General features: G+C 39.3%; 20 protein-coding genes. 10 read left to right on the top strand and 10 right to left on the bottom strand.

All coding sequences use genetic code 11. The annotated features are described in order from the left end of the window. The first annotated feature begins 144 nt into the window (after positions 1-144). On the top strand, positions 145-336 hold the full coding sequence (locus QGN23_RS12790) for a hypothetical protein (RefSeq protein WP_396127327.1): 192 nt from the start codon (positions 145-147) through the stop codon (positions 334-336). Between the two features lie 923 nt (positions 337-1259). Here QGN23_RS12790 and QGN23_RS12785 read toward each other — a convergent pair. The 4 genes from QGN23_RS12785 to QGN23_RS12770 all read right to left on the bottom strand — a co-directional run bounded on the left by QGN23_RS12785 (position 1260) and on the right by QGN23_RS12770 (position 7238). After that, positions 1260-1697: a UPF0158 family protein gene (locus tag QGN23_RS12785; RefSeq protein ID WP_282904648.1), complete on the bottom strand. Its 438-nt coding sequence runs from the start codon at positions 1695-1697 to the stop codon at positions 1260-1262. A 192-nt stretch (positions 1698-1889) separates the two neighbouring features. Then, positions 1890-3164, bottom strand: a complete 1275-nt coding sequence (locus QGN23_RS12780; protein WP_282904647.1) for a RidA family protein — start codon at positions 3162-3164, stop codon at positions 1890-1892. Between the two features lie 1180 nt (positions 3165-4344). After that, positions 4345-6243 (bottom strand): molecular chaperone DnaK, encoded by a 1899-nt coding sequence (dnaK, locus tag QGN23_RS12775; RefSeq protein WP_133439674.1) that lies wholly within the window; start codon positions 6241-6243, stop codon positions 4345-4347. Positions 6244-6851: 608 nt separating this feature from the next. After that, the gene (locus QGN23_RS12770) at positions 6852-7238 is read right to left on the bottom strand and encodes a c-type cytochrome (RefSeq protein WP_282904646.1); all 387 of its coding nucleotides are present in this window, start codon (positions 7236-7238) and stop codon (positions 6852-6854) included. 272 nt (positions 7239-7510) lie between these two features. Here QGN23_RS12770 and QGN23_RS12765 point away from each other — a divergent pair, with 272 nt between their 5' ends. The 8 genes from QGN23_RS12765 to QGN23_RS12730 all read left to right on the top strand — a co-directional run bounded on the left by QGN23_RS12765 (position 7511) and on the right by QGN23_RS12730 (position 14704). After that, positions 7511-7876, top strand: a complete 366-nt coding sequence (locus QGN23_RS12765; protein WP_396127326.1) for a c-type cytochrome — start codon at positions 7511-7513, stop codon at positions 7874-7876. Positions 7877-7963: 87 nt separating this feature from the next. Beyond that, positions 7964-9958, top strand: a complete 1995-nt coding sequence (gene nosZ / locus QGN23_RS12760) for a Sec-dependent nitrous-oxide reductase (protein WP_282904644.1) — start codon at positions 7964-7966, stop codon at positions 9956-9958. 132 nt (positions 9959-10090) lie between these two features. Continuing rightward, complete coding sequence (locus QGN23_RS12755; protein WP_282904643.1) at positions 10091-10678, top strand: hypothetical protein; 588 nt, start codon at positions 10091-10093, stop codon at positions 10676-10678. Between the two features lie 48 nt (positions 10679-10726). Continuing rightward, positions 10727-11137: a nitrous oxide reductase accessory protein NosL gene (locus tag QGN23_RS12750; RefSeq protein WP_282904642.1), complete on the top strand. Its 411-nt coding sequence runs from the start codon at positions 10727-10729 to the stop codon at positions 11135-11137. A gap of 47 nt (positions 11138-11184) precedes the next feature. Further along, a complete protein-coding gene (locus QGN23_RS12745; protein WP_282904641.1) occupies positions 11185-12435 on the top strand; it encodes a nitrous oxide reductase family maturation protein NosD in 1251 nt (416 codons plus the stop codon). Between the two features lie 72 nt (positions 12436-12507). Then, positions 12508-13221 (top strand): ABC transporter ATP-binding protein, encoded by a 714-nt coding sequence (locus QGN23_RS12740; RefSeq protein ID WP_133439667.1) that lies wholly within the window; start codon positions 12508-12510, stop codon positions 13219-13221. Next, complete coding sequence (locus QGN23_RS12735; RefSeq protein WP_282904640.1) at positions 13218-13985, top strand: ABC transporter permease subunit; 768 nt, start codon at positions 13218-13220, stop codon at positions 13983-13985. The genes QGN23_RS12740 and QGN23_RS12735 overlap by 4 nt, the downstream gene beginning before the upstream one ends. Before the next feature lie 164 nt (positions 13986-14149). Continuing rightward, the gene (locus QGN23_RS12730; RefSeq protein WP_133439665.1) at positions 14150-14704 is read left to right on the top strand and encodes a fasciclin domain-containing protein; all 555 of its coding nucleotides are present in this window, start codon (positions 14150-14152) and stop codon (positions 14702-14704) included. Between the two features lie 72 nt (positions 14705-14776). On the opposite strand, the gene QGN23_RS12725 is transcribed toward QGN23_RS12730, so the two are convergent. Together QGN23_RS12725 and QGN23_RS12720 are read right to left on the bottom strand one after the other, a co-directional pair. Beyond that, a complete protein-coding gene (locus QGN23_RS12725) occupies positions 14777-15988 on the bottom strand; it encodes a hypothetical protein (protein ID WP_185145780.1) in 1212 nt (403 codons plus the stop codon). A 52-nt stretch (positions 15989-16040) separates the two neighbouring features. Continuing rightward, the gene (locus QGN23_RS12720; RefSeq protein WP_282904639.1) at positions 16041-16643 is read right to left on the bottom strand and encodes a Crp/Fnr family transcriptional regulator; all 603 of its coding nucleotides are present in this window, start codon (positions 16641-16643) and stop codon (positions 16041-16043) included. 131 nt (positions 16644-16774) lie between these two features. Between QGN23_RS12720 and ppk1 the strand changes: the two genes are divergently transcribed. Then, positions 16775-18865 (top strand): polyphosphate kinase 1, encoded by a 2091-nt coding sequence (gene ppk1, locus QGN23_RS12715; RefSeq protein WP_282904638.1) that lies wholly within the window; start codon positions 16775-16777, stop codon positions 18863-18865. A 24-nt stretch (positions 18866-18889) separates the two neighbouring features. Here the strand turns inward: ppk1 and QGN23_RS12710 are convergent, their stop codons facing one another. The 4 genes from QGN23_RS12710 to QGN23_RS12695 form a co-directional block, all read right to left on the bottom strand. Beyond that, positions 18890-19138: a hypothetical protein gene (locus QGN23_RS12710; RefSeq protein WP_282904637.1), complete on the bottom strand. Its 249-nt coding sequence runs from the start codon at positions 19136-19138 to the stop codon at positions 18890-18892. An 80-nt stretch (positions 19139-19218) separates the two neighbouring features. Then, positions 19219-20061, bottom strand: coding sequence for a GLPGLI family protein (locus QGN23_RS12705; RefSeq protein WP_282904636.1), 843 nt, complete (start codon positions 20059-20061; stop codon positions 19219-19221). Next, complete coding sequence (locus QGN23_RS12700) at positions 20048-20797, bottom strand: GLPGLI family protein (protein ID WP_282904635.1); 750 nt, start codon at positions 20795-20797, stop codon at positions 20048-20050. Before QGN23_RS12700 ends, QGN23_RS12705 begins: the two co-directional genes overlap by 14 nt. A gap of 54 nt (positions 20798-20851) precedes the next feature. Next, on the bottom strand, positions 20852-21115 hold the full coding sequence (locus QGN23_RS12695) for a hypothetical protein (RefSeq protein WP_282904634.1): 264 nt from the start codon (positions 21113-21115) through the stop codon (positions 20852-20854). Between the last annotated feature and the right edge of the window lie 60 nt (positions 21116-21175).

Raw genomic sequence — 21175 nt, 5'->3', positions numbered from 1 at the left:
CTTGTAAACCCGTAGGGTGAGGTCATGAACACTCACTAAATACTGAAGAGTATATACAACGGGGCGGTTTTCTTTTTTATGCAACAAAGGCAGGAATTTATCTTCATCGGCAGGAATCTGGGGTATTTTTTCAGTGCACCCGTTGTGGGCACCCTTTTTCTTCAAAATCAGCTAGACAAGACAGCAATTGCAAAAGAACAGGAATTGGTGCTGCGCAACTGGAGTTATTATGAATTGCAGACCAAAATAAAATACAAAGCAGAAAAGGCAGGTATCGAATTGATTATTGGATCGCTGAAAAAAAATACTGAGGGTGCTTGTAAACCCGCAGGGTGAGGTCATGTACACTCACTAAATACTGAATAGTATATACAACGGCGTGGGCTCTTTTTTTTGTCTCAAAACTTGGATTTCAATAAATAAGTCAGAGTACTAAGTTCTATAACGAGTTGCGACCCCATACCAGTCGTGAATATTTAACCCTAATGCAGGCACCTCTGAAATCAGGAAAATTAAACAGGAGACGGAAGAACTATAATAAGAACTTTTACTATGGAAATACAAGTGTAGAGTTCTTTCAGGATGATCATTTATATGGGTATAGCTATATTAGGATTTATTGAGTAATCTGTATAGTTATTTTAGGACGGGTCACACTGAGCATACCCGAAGTGCCTCCCAAAGTCATCCCCTGGGAATCCCCCAGGAATCCCCCACGATAAAGCATAAGAAAGCATTAAAAAAGAGATCGGCAGATTTGGTCGTTTTCGGCAAATCCGGTCGTTTCCGGCAGAAAGAAACCGGTGTAGGAAATAGAACAATTCGTTATTCGCTTTTCAGCCGGGAATTTTTTAAAATACTGTTTTGTGATAAAAAGTGCGCGTCAAGCGAAACAATCTATAACTGAGTTCCCATACCAGGTTCGGATTTGATCCCACGATGGAGTCGTGCGGTAAACAGTGAGCAACCTTGCGCATGGATACTATTATCAAACAGCCATCAGATTAACAATTTAAAAACGTTGAAGGTGCAATCGTACAGTAGCGGGAGGAACCACGGCAATTGCGCGGCCTGGATTTCAATAGAAACAGAACAGTACAGAACACTCAGGAAACGGCTGAATCCCGTCACGGGCACGATGAAAATCTGCGGTGGCCATGGACTTTTTGTTAAAAAACCTTTGCACCGTGAAATCTTAGATAGTGCCTGGTCTTTAGGTGAAAACCCCGAACTCAAGGTACACTTCAAGGCCCGTTCATCTATTTCACAATGCCTTTTGCTTCGTTTAATTGCATTGCCACTATTTTTTCCAGTTGCAATTTTTTAAAAGCAAACCATTCTTCTCTAAAATCAGAGTTGTCGATTGAATTCTTAAAATTCTGAAAGGGCTTTTTGTTTTCTAAAATACTTTCCAGTTCTGCTTGATACCGGGTGTCATTAAGCTGGTCAACGAATAGTTTCATTATTTTAAAGGATTCCGTACTTTCTACAACTTCTATTTTAATGAAATCCGGCCTGTTTTTCTCAACCGCCTGTAGCTCATCTTTAAAGCATTCCTGAAATCCCTCTTCATCAAAAAAGTTTGAAAAGTTCGGAATTGAAATTATTTCGTGACTTGTGGGATGATAATAGCAGTCATTTCCGCAGTCCAATTCCTGTGCAATTTCTGCAATTGCTTTTAACATGGAATTTTCCATTTTTTTTAAAATTCAATAAGTTTATTTTACCATTACCATATTCAGTGGAGATCCTACGGATCCTTTCGTGCAGGTGATTTCGGTTCCGTTCAATCACCGAGGAGAAGCAGTCTTTCAGAATAATGATTTCGCCTCTGCGGCCGGCATTCACAAATAACTTCGCTCCGTGCTGTATTTGACGGAAAATTCCAGTTATGCTTTTGGAGGGGTTCCTTCTGCGTTGGCAACAACTGCATCAATCTGGATCAAAGCATCTTTCTGTAAAGCGGAGACACCCACTGTTCTTCTTGCAGGAATACCGCCAGGGAAGAATTTTTTGTAAACTTCGTCTACGGCATCCATATCTGCAATATTTTTAACAAAGATATTGACTTTAACGACATCTTCCATAACGTGGCTGATGCTTTCGACAATGGCCTTGATGTTTTTCAAGCACTGTTCCGTCTGTTCTCTTATACCACCGGCAACCAGTTCACCCGTTTTCGCATCCAAAGGCAGTTGCGCTGAAAGATGATTGTAATGAGAAAAAGCTACGGTTTGTGTACACAGAGAACATTCAGGTGCATTTTGAGTGTTATTTGCCCAAATAACGATTCCATGCCTGTGCTCTACGGCTTGCGGAGGAGTACCGTCTCCGTGTGACACCACTGCTTCAATCTGGATCAGGGCATCCATCGGTAAGGCTGAAGCGGCAACTGTTGTGCGTGCAGGAACATACCCTACAGTTCTGGCAATCGCAGAGTCTGGGAAAAATGTGGAGTACACTTCGTTTACGGCATCAATATCTGCGAGGTTTTTAAGGAAGATATTAATTTTGACAATATCGTCAAAAGGGACATCGATACTTTCTAAAATCGCCTTGATATTTTTCAGGCACTGGGTCGTCTGCTCTTTTACACCGCCAGCCACCAATCTGCCCGATTTCGGATCGACTGGTAACTGAGCTGAAAGGTTATTGTAGTGAGAGAAAGCGACCGCCTGCGCAGATAAAGTACTTACGGGCGCATTGGACGTATTATTGGTCAGTTTTATAAGATCTCCGGATTGTGGTGCGTCTGGAATGGTACCTTCCCCGTTCGAAATAAGAGCTTCAATCTGGACCAGCGCATTCATCGGTAAGGCTGCCACGGCCACTGTCGTCCTTGTCGGAACATAGGTTGGGAAGAATGTTTTATAAACTTCGTCTACAGCATCAGCATCTTTGATGTTGGTTACGAATACAGTGATTCTTATAACATCGCTCATCACATGGCCGATACTGTCTACAACGGCCTTGATGTTTTTGAAGCACTGTTCTGCCTGCTCCCTGATACCGCCGGATACCAACGCACCCGATTTCGGATCGACCGGCAATTGGGCCGACAGGTTATTGTAATGGGAGAAGGCTACCGTTTGCGAGTAGGGACCGATTGCTTTTGCAGCATTTTCCGTATTTCTTGCCAATAAGGAATTTACTTTTGAACTCATCTTTATCAATTTAGTCGGTTAATAAATAATGTGAGTTACGCTTTAATTTAGCTTCAATGGCGGAAATTAAGCGCTGCGCTCCATCGTACAAAATTACTGTAAAATCTTTTTAAAGAAATGTCTGAAAACCATAAATTTTACCGCCGAAGCAAAACTTTATGATATTTTAAGTAGACGTTAACATACTGCATGTCTTGTCTTTGCATACAAAATAAAAGTCCAATTTTTGTCTGCAGTAATGCAACGACAAACAAAGATTTCTTTATACTTTTAAGATGATCCAAGACGCTAAAGCTTATTGGAGTAAGACAAATTCACGAGAAAGCATGAGAAAGCATTAAATAGGAGATCGCCATATGGAGTCGTTTTCGGCAAATCCGGGCGTTTCCGGCGGAAAGAAACCGGTGTAGGAAATAGAACAATTCGTTATTCGCTTTTCAGCCGGGAATTTGTTTTAAAAATACTGTTTAATAATCTGTTTAAAATTCATCAAAATTAATTCCCCCAACCCTTACTTCGGCTTTGCTCAGCATAAAAAAGGGAATAATTTTGATGAAATTTTCAGAGAATTTTTCCTCCTTTTAGGGTTGGGGAAAAAGAAAATATTTTTTGTACGCAAATGTAAACTGGGCTCTAAAGTTCAATGCTGTTATCGCGGAATTTTTTTTGGCCATCGAACCGGGTATTTTGTTCTTTTTTGCGAAAGTATTGTCATGAACTCCTCATGAACTATCCATGAAGTATCCATGAAGCATCCATGAAGCATCTATGAAGCATCTAGGCATTATGACATTATCGTCAGTTGGAGGGTGAAAGGCGGAAGAGGTGATCTTCTCACAGCGCCTAAGTATAGCAGTGCTAAGGCAGCTTTTAGCCAGGCGGCACCCAAGATATAAAGAAATATACTGCAAGTCAACCGCTTAACTATAAAATTAATGGACTGGTTATGGATTTGTTATGGAGTTGCTATGGAGTTGTTGTGGATCCGGTAATGGAGAATTAACCTACGATGACTGAAAAGCAGTTCAAAATGCCGGACGATTGCCCCGATAACTGAGGAACATGCCAATTCATTTTTATAAAGATATAAAAAATTCCCCAAGTTTTCACCTGGGGAATTCCAATTATTTTTCCTCACCCTAAATCCTTCTTCAGAGGAGAGGGACTTTTTTTGTGGGGATTATTTCACTTCTTCGAAGTCAGCATCCTGAACATCTTCGCCTCCTGCATTTCCAGCAGGATTTCCCTGTGCCTGGTCAGCACCTGGCTGTCCCTGGTTGCCTGCAGCGTACATTTCTTCAGAAGCTGCCATCCAGGCGGCATCCAAAGCTTCAGTTTTCGCTTTTACGCTCTCCATGTCTTTCGCTTCGAAAGCGGCTTTCAATTCTGTATGCGCAGCTTCAACTGCCGCTTTTTTATCAGCAGATAATTTGTCGCCAAATTCTTTCAGTTGTTTTTCAGTCTGGAAGATCAATCCGTCTGCTTTATTGAATACTTCAACTTCTTCTTTTTTCTTCGCATCCGCAGAAGCATTTTCTTCAGCTTCACGCTTCATTCTTTGGATTTCATCATCTGAAAGTCCTGAACTTGCCTGAATTTTAATTGACTGTTCTTTTCCGGTTCCTTTATCTTTGGCAGAAACACTCAGGATTCCGTTGGCATCGATATCGAAAGTTACTTCGATCTGAGGAACTCCTCTCTGAGCCGGTGGAATGTCTGATAAATCAAAACGTCCGATTTCTTTATTGTCATTAAACATTGGTCTTTCTCCCTGTCCTACTCTGATAGAAACTGCAGGCTGGTTGTCACTTGCTGTTGAGAAAACCTCTGATTTTTTAGTCGGGATTGTGGTATTTGCGTCAATTAGTTTTGTAAATACAGAACCCATGGTTTCGATACCTAATGAAAGTGGCGTAACATCTAATAAAAGAACATCTTTCACATCACCTGTTAAAACTCCACCCTGAATCGCAGCTCCTAACGCTACAACCTCATCCGGATTCACTCCTTTTGAAGGTGTTTTTCCGAAGAATTTCTCAACCTGCTCCTGAATGATCGGGATTCTTGTAGAACCACCCACTAAAATTACCTCATCGATATCTGAAACGGAAAGACCAGCATCTGAAAGGGCTTTTTTACAAGGCTCCATAGAACGTCTTACCAAGTCAGCCGCCAACTGTTCGAATTTTGATTTGGTCAAAGTTTTAACCAAGTGTTTCGGACCTGTTGCAGTTGCGGTAATATAAGGAAGATTGATTTCCGTTTGTGAAGAAGAAGACAATTCGATTTTTGCTTTCTCTGCGGCTTCTTTTAATCTTTGAAGCGCGATTGGATCAGCTTTCAAATCTACCCCTTCTTCGGTTTTAAATTCGTCTGCTAACCAGTTGATGATCACATCATCAAAATCATCACCCCCTAAGTGGGTATCACCGTTGGTGGATAATACTTCGAAAACACCGTCGCCCAAATCAAGGATAGAAACGTCAAAAGTTCCTCCACCCAAATCGTAAACTGCGATTTTCTGGTCTTTGTGATTTTTATCTAAACCATAAGCCAATGCTGCTGCGGTAGGCTCATTGATAATTCTTTCTACTTTTAAACCGGCGATTTCACCCGCTTCTTTGGTAGCCTGTCTCTGTGCGTCATTAAAATAAGCAGGAACGGTAATTACGGCTCTTGTTACTTCCTGTCCCAAATAATCTTCGGCAGTTTTCTTCATTTTCTGAAGAATCATTGCAGAGATTTCCTGAGGCGTATATTCTCTGTCGTCGATCTTTACTTTTGCGGTATCGTTAGGACCAGGTACTACTGTATAAGGTACTCTGGAAACTTCAGATGCATCATCTTTAAAGTGGGTTCCGATAAATCTTTTAATAGAATATACGGTCTTGGTCGGATTGGTTACCGCCTGTCTTTTTGCAGGATCTCCTACTTTTCTTTCACCGTCTTCTGTAAACGCAACGATGGAAGGAGTTGTTCTTTTGCCTTCTGCATTAGGAATTACTACGGGATCTTTACCTTCCATTACAGCGACACAAGAATTGGTTGTTCCTAAGTCGATTCCAATTATTTTGCTCATTTTATTTATATTTTTAGTTGTTATTAATGTTAATTTTTACAATCTGTACTTCTCCAATTTTATACCAAGGGAAAATTTATGACAAATTGACAGATTGGGTGCCGTCCCAGAAATGAAACGGAACATTTATATTGCTCCATCCACCTCAGGAGTGCACAGATAGTCATTGAGAAGAAATATATTTTTAGAGCCTGTTTAAATTTGTGTAAAAACCACAAAAGGCACAAAAGGGATATTCTTTTAAGCTTTTCAAAGAGCAAATAAGGAAACTGTCCTAAAAAGTTGTGTTTTTTGCTCTATGGAGTGTTTTCTTTTTAGATTTTTTTTGCTCATTTTGCGGTTTAACTATTTTAATCATTTTTAAACAGGTTCTTAATCCTCATTACGGATATGCATATTGCGTTTTCAGCAAAACACAAATACCCCTGATTTTTCCACAAATAACACGACTTTTCGTAAAACGTTTTTTTTCAAAAACAGATTTAAGTTCAAACTCTATTTCCATGCAAAATGTCACAGCGCTTCATTCATTAGATTTGCTTCTGACCCAGAAACAAAAAAGACACCTTACCCGGTAAGATGTCTTTAATTTTTAATGAAGTGGTCTGTTATTTTTTAAGCGTCATGATATATTCCACCATTTTCTTAGCATTTTCTTTACTCATGCCCGTATGTGGTGTCATCGGGATTTCTCCCCAGTTCCCTTTTCCGCCTTCAATAATCTTGTTGGCAAGCATATCAAGATCGCCTTCTGTATATTTATCTGCTACTTCCTGGTAAGAGGGCCCAACAAGTCTGGCATCAACTTTATGACAGGTTAAACAATCTGCTCCTTCGATCAGAGCCAGCCCTTCATTTTTACCTGCTGCCGCAGAATCTACAACTTTCACTACAGGTTCCTCCTTCATTACATTGCTGTCCATATTGGGATTGCTTTCTTTCTTGTTACATGCTACCAGTGCTAAAACGCCGCAGATTACGAGATACTTTTTCATTCTTTTCTTATTTTAAATATCAGTTAAAATTTTGTATCACAAATTTGACGATAATTATCATACGGTATATATGATTACAGTCATAACGAGAATCAAGCAAACGGTAGTACTTTTGAACATACAAAAAAATCAAAACAATGAAATTAGTAAAAACAATTGCCCTGGCAACGCTTACCTTCGCCTTATTCTCTTGCGGAGGAGACAAAAAAACCGATTCAGTTCCTACAGCATCATCTGACGCTGCTACAACTGCAAATGAAACTAGCGCTGAAATGGAGGCTAGTGCTGCGAAGTACGACCCAAACAGAGGTCTGGGTAAACATGAAAACGTTGATATAAGTAAGTTTGATCCGGCAATGGCTGCTGCAGGTAAAAAAATAGCTGAAGTAAAATGTACTTCCTGCCACAAACCAACCGACGAAAAATTAGTGGGTCCGGGCTGGCTGGGCGTTACAAAAAGACAGACTCCGGAGTGGATTATGAACTTTATCTCTAATCCTGACCCGATGATCGACGTAGATCCTGAATTACAGAAACAACTGGAACTCTGTTTGGTGAGAATGCCAAATCAAGCCCTTACAGATACCGACGCCAGAGAAGTTCTCGAATACATGAGACAGATCGACGGCGCCAAATAATACCTCCTGATGATGAATGGTAAACAGATTCTTATTTACCATTCATCTTCTTTTCCTTTCTATTCCGAAAGAATTAATCAATAATATATGAAAACTTACAAGAAAATTGGACTCGCAGCTTTTGCTGCGGTGAGTATTGTCGCATGTAAACCTAAGGGTACGCAGACTGCTGTATCAGGCGATGCTGCGGAGAAAGTGTATGTTGCTCCGGGAAAACATGATGAGGTTTACAACTTCGTCAGCGGTGGTTTTAATGGGCAAATCAGCGTTGTCGGGCTGCCAAGTGGCAGAACTTTGAAAATCGTTCCCGTATTCTCTGTACATCCGGAAAACGGTTATGGATTCAGCGAAGAAACAAAACCGATGCTCGAAACCTCCCACGGGTTCGTGCCATGGGATGACCAGCACCACCTTGCCCTGTCACAGACCAACGGAGAAATTGACGGCAGGTATTTATTTGCCAACGCCAATAACACTCCGCGTGTTGCTAAGATTGACCTGACCACTTTTAAAACAACAGAGATTATTGAAATCCCTAACTCTGCAGGGAACCACTCCTCTCCTTTCTTAACGGAAAACACAGAATATGTGGTTGCCGGAACCCGTTTCGCCGTACCTGTGGACGGACAGGGCGATGTCCCAATTGAGTCTTTCAAAGAAAATTTTAAAGGTTACCTTTCTTTTATCGGAATTGGAAAAGAAGATGGAAAAATGGACATCACGTTCCAAATTGAAGCTCCGGGATTCAACTTTGACCTGTCGCACGCCGGTAAAGGGAAATCCCACGGCTGGTTCTTTTTCTCCTGCTATAACTCCGAACAGGCCAACACGCTTCTGGAAGTAAATGCTTCTCAAAACGAGAAAGATTTCATCATGGCCGTCAACTGGAAAAAAGCTGAAGAATATCTGAAAGCGGGAAAAGCCAAAAAAATGGCGGTAGAATATGCTCACAACACCTTTGATGAGTCTACCCAAATGGCGAAATCTGAAATATTAAAAGAAGTATCTGTTCTTTCTGCTAAAGAATTAAAAGACATCTGCTATTTAATTCCCTGTCCAAAATCTCCGCACGGTTGCGACATTGATCCAACGGGGGAGTACATTATTGGTTCCGGAAAACTGGCTGCTTTGATCCCTGTATTCAGTTTTGATAAATTAATGAAAGCAATTGCAGACAAAAATTTCTCAGGCGAATTTGACGGTATTCCAATCGTTAAATATGATGCCGTTTTACACGGTGAAGTTCAGAAACCGGGTTTAGGGCCACTCCACACCGAATTTGACGGAAAGGGAAATGCCTATACCTCGATGTTCGTTTCTTCTGAAGTAGTGAAATGGGACATCGCAACCTGTAAGGTTTTAGACAGAACTCCAACGTTCTACTCTGTAGGTCACTTAATGATTCCAGGTGGAGATACTAAAAATCCTTACGGAAAATATCTGGTTGCTTATAATAAAATTACGAAAGACCGGTATTTACCAACGGGTCCGGAATTAACGCAGTCTGCCCAGCTGTTTGACATCAGCGGAGACAAAATGAAACTGCTCCTGGACTTCCCAACCATTGGCGAGCCGCATTACGCACAGGCAGGTCCGGCAGCTTTGTTTACGAAAAACCAGATAAAATTCTATAAACTGGAAGACAACAAACACCCGTATGCGACCAAAGGTGAAGCCGAAAGCAAAGTCGTCAGAGAAGGAAATAAAGTTCATGTTTATATGACTTCTATCCGCTCTCACTTTGCACCGGATAATATCGAGGGCGTAAAAGTAGGTGACGAAGTTTACTTCCACGTGACGAATCTGGAACAGGATTGGGACGTGCCGCACGGATTCGCAATCAAAGGCGCACAAAATGCCGAACTCCTCATCATGCCGGGAGAAACCTGTACCCTGAAATGGGTTCCCCTAAAACCGGGAATGTATCCGATGTACTGTACCGACTTCTGTTCTGCCCTACACCAAGAAATGCAGGGATACGTAAGAGTATCACCGGCTGGCAGCAATACCCCGCTTATCTATTCACTGAATAATAAAAAGGACAATGCTCAAAGCCCTGTAAAACAAGGTGAAACCAAGTAAAAACCAGGAATAAAGGGCAGTTTTTTACTGCCCTTTTTAATTTAAATAATTGAGGTCATTTACTGAAAAACAGTAAACCGTCACTTTACTGAATCCATCAGCAAAAACTTAAATACCTTAAAAAAAAACAAAATGAAAACAAACGCAATCCAAAAATGGAGTAAAATACTTCTTATCCTTTTGGGCATCGGATTAATTGTTGCGATTTTTGTGCCCATCTGGTCCATCTATCTCAACGCGCCACAATATCCGGAAGGCCTAGCGATGTTCATCCACGCCGATAAAATATCCGGAGAATACGCAATCATTAACGGTCTGAATCATTATATCGGGATGAAAGAAATACACGCCGACGAATTTTGGGAATTCAAAATCCTGCCTTACGCATTAGGAATTTTTGCACTTCTCTGTTTTTTGGCCGCTTTCTTGAACAGCCGGAAACTTCTTTATATCCTAACCGGCATCTATTTACTCTTCGGTGTAGGATTCGTATTTGATTTCTGGCGGTGGCTCTACGATTACGGCCACAACCTGAATCCTCATGCAGCGATTATCGTTCCCGGAATGTCTTACCAACCTCCACTTTTCGGCTATAAACAATTGCTTAATTTTGAAGTATGGTCTTATCCCAATATCGGAGGCGGCATCATGATTGGCGCTGGTGTTATTTTGATTATCTTAGCATTGATGGAAAACAGAATTGCTAAAAAAGCAGTTTGAGACCTTCCATTATTTCAACTTATTATCTATTTAAAAAAATTAAAAATTATGAAATTATTAGGAAGATTATTTTTAGCAGGCAGCATGATTGCTTTGACCGCATGTACGAAAACCGGACCTCAGGAAATTGCGGTAGGCAAAGACCAGTGCGACAACTGCAAAATGACCATTACCGAGCCGAAATACGCTACCGAATTAATTACCGAAAAAGGCAGACTTTATAAATTTGATGACATTCACTGCATGGAGGATTACGAGTCTTCTAATCCCGAAACCACGGGTAATGCAAAAACATATGTGGCCGATTTCCCGAGCGGAGCATTTATAGAAAGCAATACGGCCACTCTTATTAAAGGAGGCGATATCAAAAGTCCAATGGGAGGAAACACACAGGCTTACAAAGACAAAGCCGCTGCCGAAAAAGCCGCGACCGAATTACACGCAACCCTACTCCAATAACAATCTGCAAACTTGTAATCCCCCAAGGATCGCAGTTGGTATGAAATATGAAAAATAAAATATCCTGTTTACTGTTTATACTTTTACCGGTTTTTGCGTTTTCCGCAGTTTTAAAAGTCGGTAAAAACGGGCAGTACAAAACCATCAGACAAGCCATTGCCGCCGCAAAAAACGGCGACACTATTTTCGTGCAGAAGGGCCATTATCGGGAAGGAACCATCGATATCGAAAAATCATTAACCCTGATCGGAATAGACCGACCGGTAATTGACGGTAACCTCGACGGCGAAATCATCACCTTTAAGGCTGACCGTATTACTTTGAAAGGATTTAAACTGATCAACAGCGGCAGAGACGAAATCAAAAGTGTGGCCGCCGTGCATATTTACACCAGCGCCGATTCGGTCATCGATAATAATATTTTTGAAAACAACCATTTCGGAATTTATGTTCAGAGAGGATTGCGCTGCTTGATCAGCAATAACAAAATCACCAGCAACCGCGGCACTTCTGAGGAAAGCATCGGCGACGGAATCCATCTTTTGGGAAGCCGTGAAATTTGGGTGAAAAACAATTACATCAGCGGGCACAAAGACGGAATTTACCTCGAGAAAAATGCAAAATGTTTCGTCTATCGCAACCTTTCCCGACACAATCTCCGGTACGGGCTGCACTTTATGTTTTCCAATGACAGTGTTTACACAGGAAATGTCTTTGATAATAATGAAGCCGGTGTGGCCGTAATGTACGCCATGAATGTGAGCATGTACCACAACAAATTCATCAACAACTGGGGCGACAGTGTTTTCGGACTTTTATTAAAAGAAATTTCATTCAGCAAGATTAAAGGAAATACCTTCACCAACAACACCACCGCCATATTTGCAGACGGCGCCACTAAAATCGATTTTTACAATAACCAGTTCGAAAACAACGGGTGGGCGATAAAAATCAACTCAAACTGTATGGAAAATAAAGTCATCAGAAATAATTTCATCAATAACACTTTTGATGTCAGCACCAACGGCTCCACCGTGATGAACGATTTCCGGTTTAATTACTGGGACAAATATGAAGGCTACGATCTGAATAAAGATAAAATCGGCGATGTGCCCTTTCATCCGTTGAGTTTATACTCCGTTTTGGTGGAACAGAATCCATCGGTGATGCTGCTCTTCAGAAGTTTTATGGTAGACATGCTGGACCGGACGGAAAAAATAATTCCGAGCTTGACGCCTGAAAGTTTTGTTGATGATCAACCGCTGATGAAACCCATCCACTTTAAGAATAATCTCTAGTATTTTTATTTAAAACTTTGGCAAAAGAAAAATTTAATGAAAGTTGATGTTGAAAATTAACATCTCAATGATATGATTGAAATTAAAAATTTAACGAAGAAATTCCAAAAGTTCACCGCCCTGAACGGGATTGATTTATCCTTTGAAAACGGCCATTCTATCGCACTAATAGGCCCAAACGGCTGTGGAAAAACCACCATGATTAAATGCATTTTAGGTTTAAATGTAGTTGAAGAGGGCGATATTTTGGTCGATGGCAAAAGCGTAAAAGACGATTACAAATACCGGGAAAACATCGGCTATATGCCACAGATAGGACGATATCCCGAAAACATGACCATCGAGGAAACCATTAAGATGATCAAAGATACGCGCAAAAACAGCAGCGATTATCTTGACACTGAACTTCTGGAAGCATTCGAACTTGAAAATATCTACGGTAAAAAAATGCGGACGCTTTCCGGCGGAACCACGCAGAAAGTAAGCGCCGTACTCGCTTTTCTTTTTAATCCTAAAGTAATTATTCTGGATGAACCTACCGCCGGCCTGGATCCACTGGCGACAGAAATCCTGAAAAACAAAATCATCAAGGAGAAAAACAAAGGAAAACTCATCATCATCACTTCTCACCTGCTGAGCGAACTGGACGATATCATCACCGAAATCGTTTTCATGAACGAAGGCAAAGTGGTCGTGCACCAATCCGTAGAAGATTTGAAAAAGGAAACCAATACCGAAAAAATTTCCGACGGGATTATTTCGATCTTAAAAGCAATGAAAAAATGAACAAAATAGCCCGCTTTATTTTATTTGACATTCTAAAAAATAAAATCGTGATTCTTTATACGGTTTTACTTTTCATTATTTCCTGGTCCGTTTTAGGACTGGATAACAATTACACCAAAGCCACCCTGAGTTTACTGAATGTAGTCTTGCTGGTCGTTCCGTTAGTCAGTATTATTTTCTCGACGATTTACGTTTATAACAGCAGTCAGTTTATCGAATTGCTTTTGAGCCAACCCGTTCCGCGCGGCAAGGTTTGGTTCAATCTTTTTCTGGGACTTGCTACGGCTCTTATTTTAGCATTTTTAATCGGATGCGGGATTCCGATCCTGTTATATTCGTCGATTGCGACCGGGATTTCTTTGTTGATAACGGGCGTTTTTCTGTCGGTTATTTTTACTTCTTTAGCGATGTTAGCCGCCATTTTCAGCAGAGACCGCGCCAAAGGAATCGGGATCTCCATTTTCATCTGGATGTTTTTTGCCATTATCTACGACGGGATTTTATTGGTCTTAATGTTTCAGTTCGCCGATTATCCGATTGAAGGCATCATGGCCACTTTGGCGGCAGTTAATCCGATTGGACTTTCCAGAATTTTTGTGCTGCTTCAGTTAGATGTGGCCGCGATGCTGGGACAGGCCGGTGCGATTTTCAGACAGGTTTTTGGTTCAGGCGGAGGCATGGTGATATCCATCATCATCTTAGGAATCTGGACTTTGGTTCCGTTCTTATGGTCATTGATTATGTTCAATAAAAAAGATCTGTAAGTATTTTATAACGCTTTATAAAAACTGATAAAACTCACCTAATTAATTGTTTGATATGTGATTACAGTCATAGCAGCTTACGGATTTTTCAGCTTAATTTTATCTCAGATTAAAAAAACTGATTCAATTTCAATTTTTAAAAATTAACCCATAAAATAAAAGCTATGAAAAAATCAATGATGATGCTCGCACTGATTGCCCTCACTTTTTCTTCCTGCTCGAAGAATGAGACAATAGCAGCAGCGACTGAAACCACAGGCACAGAAGCGGTCGGCGGTGGCCAGGAAGCAGTTGTGGATAATGACAGCGCTCCCGACATTGTGAAACTGGCGGTGAGCAATCCGGATTTATCGACTTTGGTAAAAGCAGTACAGGCGGCAGGCTTAGCGACCTCTTTAAGCAACGCCGGACCTTTCACCGTTTTCGCACCCACCAATGAAGCGTTTGCCAAACTTCCGGCAGGAACTCTAGATGATTTAATGAAACCTGAAAACGTTGAAAAATTAAATGACATTCTGGGCCACCACACTTATGTCGGAGTGATAAAAACCGATCAGCTTACAGATGGTCAAAGTCTGGGAATGGTCGACGGAACGCCCATCAGCATTAAAATCGTCAATGGAAAACCGGTGGTGAACGGTACCGTAAATATTATCGCATCTGTTCCCGCGTCCAATGGAATTGTTCACGTTGTTGACAGCGTCATCTTACCCAATTAAGGATCGAATAAGTTGTTTAAATTTAATTAATGTTTTGTTCAGCTTCCCGGAATTCAGTTTCAGGAAGCTTTTTTAGGCCTTCTTTTTTAAATTGAATAGGATGATTCCCAGCGAAATCAACATTAATAGAGAAACCGCCAACAGTATTTCCGGGGTAAAAGGAATTGAAATATATTTAATAGAGAAAATCCCCATCAATCCAAGGACAGCTTCATTTAAGAAAATCCCGAGAAGCAGAAGTTTAAGTCCGGTAATCACAGGTTTGGTCATTTTGAAAACGTTGGTTGCCAAAATCTGGTTGATCAGAAATACCGAAACACACATTAATAGAATTAAGTGCAGATAGGCAATCACTACATTCCGGAATCCAAAGGCAAACTGGCTTAATGCCGGTATGGTAGATCCCAACTGCAGAAGCGTTTTCGCGAAGAATGCAAAACCGACATACATTAAGACCAACCTTTGTAACGCAGAAAAATGAAGAACCAGTTTCGCCCAGTTTCTTTTGACCAATAGATATAGTTTGCCCGCTCCAAAAGTCTGAGCGACCGTCGCCAGTACAATGGCGATAAAAATCCAAAGGGGGATTTTCATCCAAAGTACCGAAAGTCCAAAACCAACTAAACAGCCTGTAAACATCAGCCAAAAAATCATTTTGTTTTCCTGATCAGAAATTTCAGCTCCGATTTCCTTTAGTGAATGAATAAGTAATCCTATACAGCTGAAAATAAAAAATCCGTTATACTGAAAATGCAGGTAATAATAAGTGGAAGCCAGATATAAATTTTGGGGCATATTTCCTGAAGCCATCATATAACTGAGTCCAAAAACGCCGACCGAGGAAATAACAGAGAAAAACAATCCTCCCAAAAACCACGGTTTTGCCAAATCGTGATTATTCCGCAAATCTCTCACTAAGAAAAAGAAGAAGACAAAACCAGTCAGCAAAGCGGCAGTTGAGGCGGCAATAGATGCCCAGTAATAGCCATTATAAATAAAACTCGGAATCATCGCGTACGCCGACACCGCATTGACAATCAATAAAGCATGGTATTTTTTCAACTGCTGTTCAGAAAGAATCCCGTGCAAATACCGGATCATCAGCACATAAATAATCTGTGTAATCCAACCGTAGAAAGCGAAATGAGAATGCGCTTCCTGCACATGTTTCTGATCAACTATCGGCAGTGAATAGGCGATTTTATATCTCATCAAAACACCCAGTACCGCAACGATTAAAAAGTTAAGAACTGAAAACCGAAGCCAAAAAATAATATTCTTCATCCTACAAAATTATGCTGAAAAAACAGATTACGGATATGACTCCCGTCATGATTTAAATGAAAATTTTACCGTTAACAATCTCAAGTTTTCCCTCTTTTTCCATCTTTTTAATGGTCCGGATAACAGTTTCAATTCTCAAGCCGGTCATGTGGGAAAGTTCTTTCCTGGTATAATTAATCATTATTTTTTCACCGTCGCAGCCATTCTCACTTTTAAAATCACGCAGCTGCAGCAAAATGCGGTCTTCCGGATTAAACAAAACAATCTGCTTGAGTAAGTGACTTTTTTTAATGGATTTTTTAGCGATGGAAACCGTAAATTCAAAGAGTTTTTCCGGGTGTTCTTTTAAATAAGCAATCAGGCGCTCGCGTTCAATCTTGATGATTTCCACTTTATCAGAACACACTTCTATGTTTCCCGGCACAGGCTCGCTTAACAAAATGGCGGGTTCCGCAAAAAAATGACCTTCTTTCACTTTATGCTGCAAAAGTTCTTTTCCTTTTTCCGTTAAATTAAAAACAGAAAGTTCGCCATGTTTTAAATAAAAAAAGCACTGGGAGCGGTCGCCCTCGTGTAAAATAATATCCCCTTTGTAATATCTTTTAGATTCTGCTTTCGTGGTGCTTATTAAATCATCGTCCAATAAAAACTTCATGTTATATCTTTGTAATTCCTTCAAATATACCAAAGTTTTAACAAACTTTTAGGATAATATTGTCACAATTTAATCAAAAAACCGCTGAAAACCCATTAGGAATCTCTATTTTTGAGTTCATAATTAAAAAAATGTCGAATCAGTTCAATCCAAGAGATATTACCTGGCTCTCCTTTAATGAAAGAGTTCTGCAAGAAGCGATGGATGAGAATGTTCCGTTGCATTTGCGGATTCGTTTTTTGGGAATTTTCTCCAATAATCTGGATGAGTTTTTCCGGGTTCGCGTGGCCGGTTTAAAACGGGCGATGGATTTCAAAGATAAATTCATCACGGAATCTTTTTATCAGCCGCCGACCAAGATTCTGCAGAAAATAAATGAAATTGTAATCCGGCAACAACAGAATTTCGCGAAAACCTGGAAGAAAATTCAGGTTGAAATGGCCGAACAGAAAGTCTTCATTAAAACCGCCAGGAATTTAACCTCAGCTCAGAAACAGTTTGTCACTGCCTATTTTGACGAAGTGGTAGAAAGCAATGTTATCCCGATTTTATTGCATGACAATTCAGCCATGCCCTATTTAAGGGACAAATCTCTTTACTTAGGAGTGGCGATGCGGAAAAAAGAATTTCAGTACGAAAGCAAATTTGCCATTATCGAAATTCCGTCGCGAATCGTCGGACGGTTTGTTTTACTGCCTTCCAGCAACCCCAATGAAAAAAACGTCATGTTATTAGAAGACGTTATCATTTACAATCTGCCACATATTTTCTCCTACTTCGGTTATGAAGAGTTTGAAGCGCACTGTTTTAAAGTAACGAAAGATGCCGAATTCGATTTGGATAATGACATCAAAACCACGCTCGCCGAGAAAATAGAAAAAGGAATAAAATCCCGGCGCAAAGGCAAACCCACCCGTTTCACTTTTGATAAACTGATGGACAAAGCGCTGCTGGAATTCCTGATCAGAAAACTTCATTTAACAAAAAAAGACAGCATTATTCCGGGGGGGAAAATTCATAATTTCCGGCATTTCATGGAGTTTCCCGATGTGTTTGAAACCTATAAAAAACCGGTCGAAAGAACCTCTTTTGACCATCCTGAACTGGTAGGAAAAAGAATTACCGATGTGATTCAGAAAACCGATATTCTGCTCACTTTTCCCTACCACAAATACACTCCAGTCATCGATCTGTTGCGGGAATCTGCGATGGATCCCGACGTGAAATCAATTCAGATTACGGCGTACCGGCTAGCGAGCAATTCCAAAATCATCAATGCTTTAATTAATGCGGTGAGAAACGGTAAGGAAGTGACGGTGATGCTGGAACTTCGCGCCCGGTTTGATGAAGAAAACAATCTGAAATGGAAAGAGATTCTGGAGCAGGAAGGCGTGAAGGTTTTAACGGGGATTCCGAATAAAAAGGTTCATGCGAAACTTTGTGTCATAAAAAAAAGAGCCAACAATAAAACCCTTCAGTATGGTTTTGTAAGTACCGGAAACTTCAATGAAAAAACGGCAAAAATTTATGGTGACCATTTGATAATGACTTCTGACCGTGGCATTATGGCCGACATTAATAAAATATTTACCGTTCTGAAAAAACCAAAACAGGACGTGATTCCCGCTTTGAAATCCTGCAAAAATCTGGTGGTTTGTCCGGAATTCATGCGCGAGAAAATCATTGACCATATTGAGAAAGAAATTGAAGAAGCCAAATCCGGCAGAAAAACTTTAATTATCATTAAAGTCAATTCCCTGAGCGACCGGGATTTAATTACCAAACTTTATGAGGCTGCAAAAGTAGGAGTCGTGATCAAAATGATTGTACGTGGGATTTACTGCGCGATTAACCAGAAGGATTTCAAACAGAAAATCCAGGCCATCAGCATTGTGGACGAATATCTGGAACATTCCCGCATCATGTATTTTTACAATAAAGGTCATGAAGATGTCTATATTTCCTCCGCCGACTGGATGACCCGTAATCTGGATTACCGGATTGAAGCCGCCGCAAAAATCACTCAAAAAAATCTGAAAAAAGAAATCAAAGACCAACTGGAAATTCAGCTGAGCGACAATGTAAAAGCCAGAATCCTCGACAAGAAAATGGCGAACGAATATGTAAAAGCCGACACTAAAGAAATACGGTCGCAGATTGAAACTTACCATTATCTGAGAGATAAAACAGCGGCTGAATTGCCTGGTAAAAAGCAGGAATAAGTCAATACTCTAAGTTTTTAAGAGCTATGAAATTTCATAATTTCCGTTATCGTATAATGTAATTTTCTTTACTTCATATCCGGCAGAAGAAATTATCACACTCTCTTTTGGAAATGTTGCGAAACTGTATTTACCCAAAGAATCTGTAATATATAAATGATCACTATCCATTATTTTACAAAAAGGGATAGGTTTATTATCAAGACTATCAATAATTATTATTTCTTGACTTTTTATAAATATGGATAAGAAAATTAAAATTAGTTTTTTCATATTATAGAAATTCAAAAATAGAATTAATCTCCAATCAGTTACCGTTTTAGAAAGGTCTTTGGTATTTTATTGTCCTTTTTTTATCTATAAAGTGTGAGTTCTAAGAAATTATTATTGTTTTTTATTTTTGCCCGTTCTATTTCCTCTGCATTTCGAATCATATCGGAAACAGAGTAATCTTTACCGTCGTAATTTATCTTCAACCCGAATTTTGAACTCAGTAGCCTAAATTTCACATCTTTTGCAGGATCTTTTTTATACGCTTCCCATGCTTTGTGAAATTCATTTCCGTTTACCTTGAGTTCCTTTAATTTATTAACCTTATAAAAATTTGAGTAACCATTTGATCTATTTTCAATTCCTAAAAACTCAAATTTGTGTTCAGACTTTGTATCTTCAACCTCTAAGATCAGACCAGGTAAACCATTGAATTTAAAGGGGCCATCAAATATTGGAATGTCTTTTGTGTACCAAGCAATCCATTGTCTACCACCATAATTTGCAGTTGCCTTTTGTACAGCAAATCCTCTTATCGTATTCTGATCATTCTCTAAATGCCAATTAATTTTTGCGCTATCCGCTACTGCATAATTTGTTTTTCCTAGTGTAGTATGATACATCATCTCAAAGTTTGGATATTCTTTTTCTACGAAGAATAATATTCTGGATCGATCTGCTTCTAGAATATTTTCTCGGTTTTTATGTTTTTCAATTACAATTGAGTCATATCTAAATTTAGGATGACTGTAAAACACAGAACCTTCTCTCGCAACATCAAGAACCATCATTTCATTTTCAACAAACTTTACATTTGTAGAATCGCTTACAAATGAATAATTGTACATTACTCTATAATCTTGGCTAAAAACAGTTGAATAAATTACAGTTAAAAACAGTAATATTATTTTTTTATTCCCATTCATATTTTTTTTCAATACCACCTCTTATAATTTTTTTATTTTTAATAACGACTCCAGAAGGAGCATTGCCAATCATTTTATTAAATTGATCATTGCTATTTTTATTTTTCAATACTAAAAAATCTTTTAGACTTATTGTTTTTGTATTATCTGGAATATTCGGAAGTTTGTGATTTAGTTGATAATTCTCTTGCACAATTGTTGCAATCCAAGAATTAAATTCAGGATGATCATCATCTTGGATTTCCAAAATTAAGCCCTCAAGCCCTCCAAATTTATATGGACCACTATTATATTTCAATATTTTTGAATAAAATGCGGTAATATTAGAACCGCGAAATTTTAGAGTTGCTTTATTACACAGGAATCCTGCAATCATTTTAGTTTCTTCATGATTTGTATTCCAATTCATTTCTGGCAAAACATCTTCAATGAAGAAAATTTTTTCATCTAAGTGATTGTTAAACAGGACCTTATTTTTATGATTTTTAAAATAGGTGATTTTATGATTTTTTTCTTTTCTGAAAAATATGGCTTCATTGTTACCTGAATTATTAGCCTTTGCGTCAAAAGTATTCACAACCGTAGAATCTCGAATACTTACAGAATTGTTTTCCACTATAAATAAATCCTCTTGAAATGTGGTGTATTTTGAGGTTTTATTTGAATAAACAACATGTATATTTTGAGCTGCCAAAAAATTAGCAGTAAGAAAAAATAGTAAAAGTATGGTCTTCATATAAAATTGATATAATCTGTGGTAAATTTATTTTACCACAGATTTTGTTAATAATTAGTTTTGACCATTCAACTGTTCTAATCTAAAATTTGCAAGATCTTGACAATTTTGATTACTGTATGCCCAATATTCTTCAGTCCAAGTATATGTAGATCCATCGCTGCCGTACGCTGTAATGGTTAAATAGCAAGTCCCTATAGCATCAAATTCCATTGTGCTTTTATAATTGACATTGAGTGTTGTCTCTGCAGCAAAAGCGTTTAATGATAAGAAAGTAGTCAAAGCGGTTGGATATTTGCGAAGTAAGCCCCTATTCATAATGTATTTTTGGGGCTTCTTTTGCAAATATCTTGTCGGCAGAAAATCATTTCTAAGAAA

The organism is Chryseobacterium gotjawalense (assembly GCF_030012525.1).
GTDB lineage: Bacteria > Bacteroidota > Bacteroidia > Flavobacteriales > Weeksellaceae > Kaistella > Kaistella gotjawalense.
The sequence above is the reverse complement of the archived record's forward strand: the minus strand, read 5'-3'. Positions and strand labels throughout refer to the sequence as shown.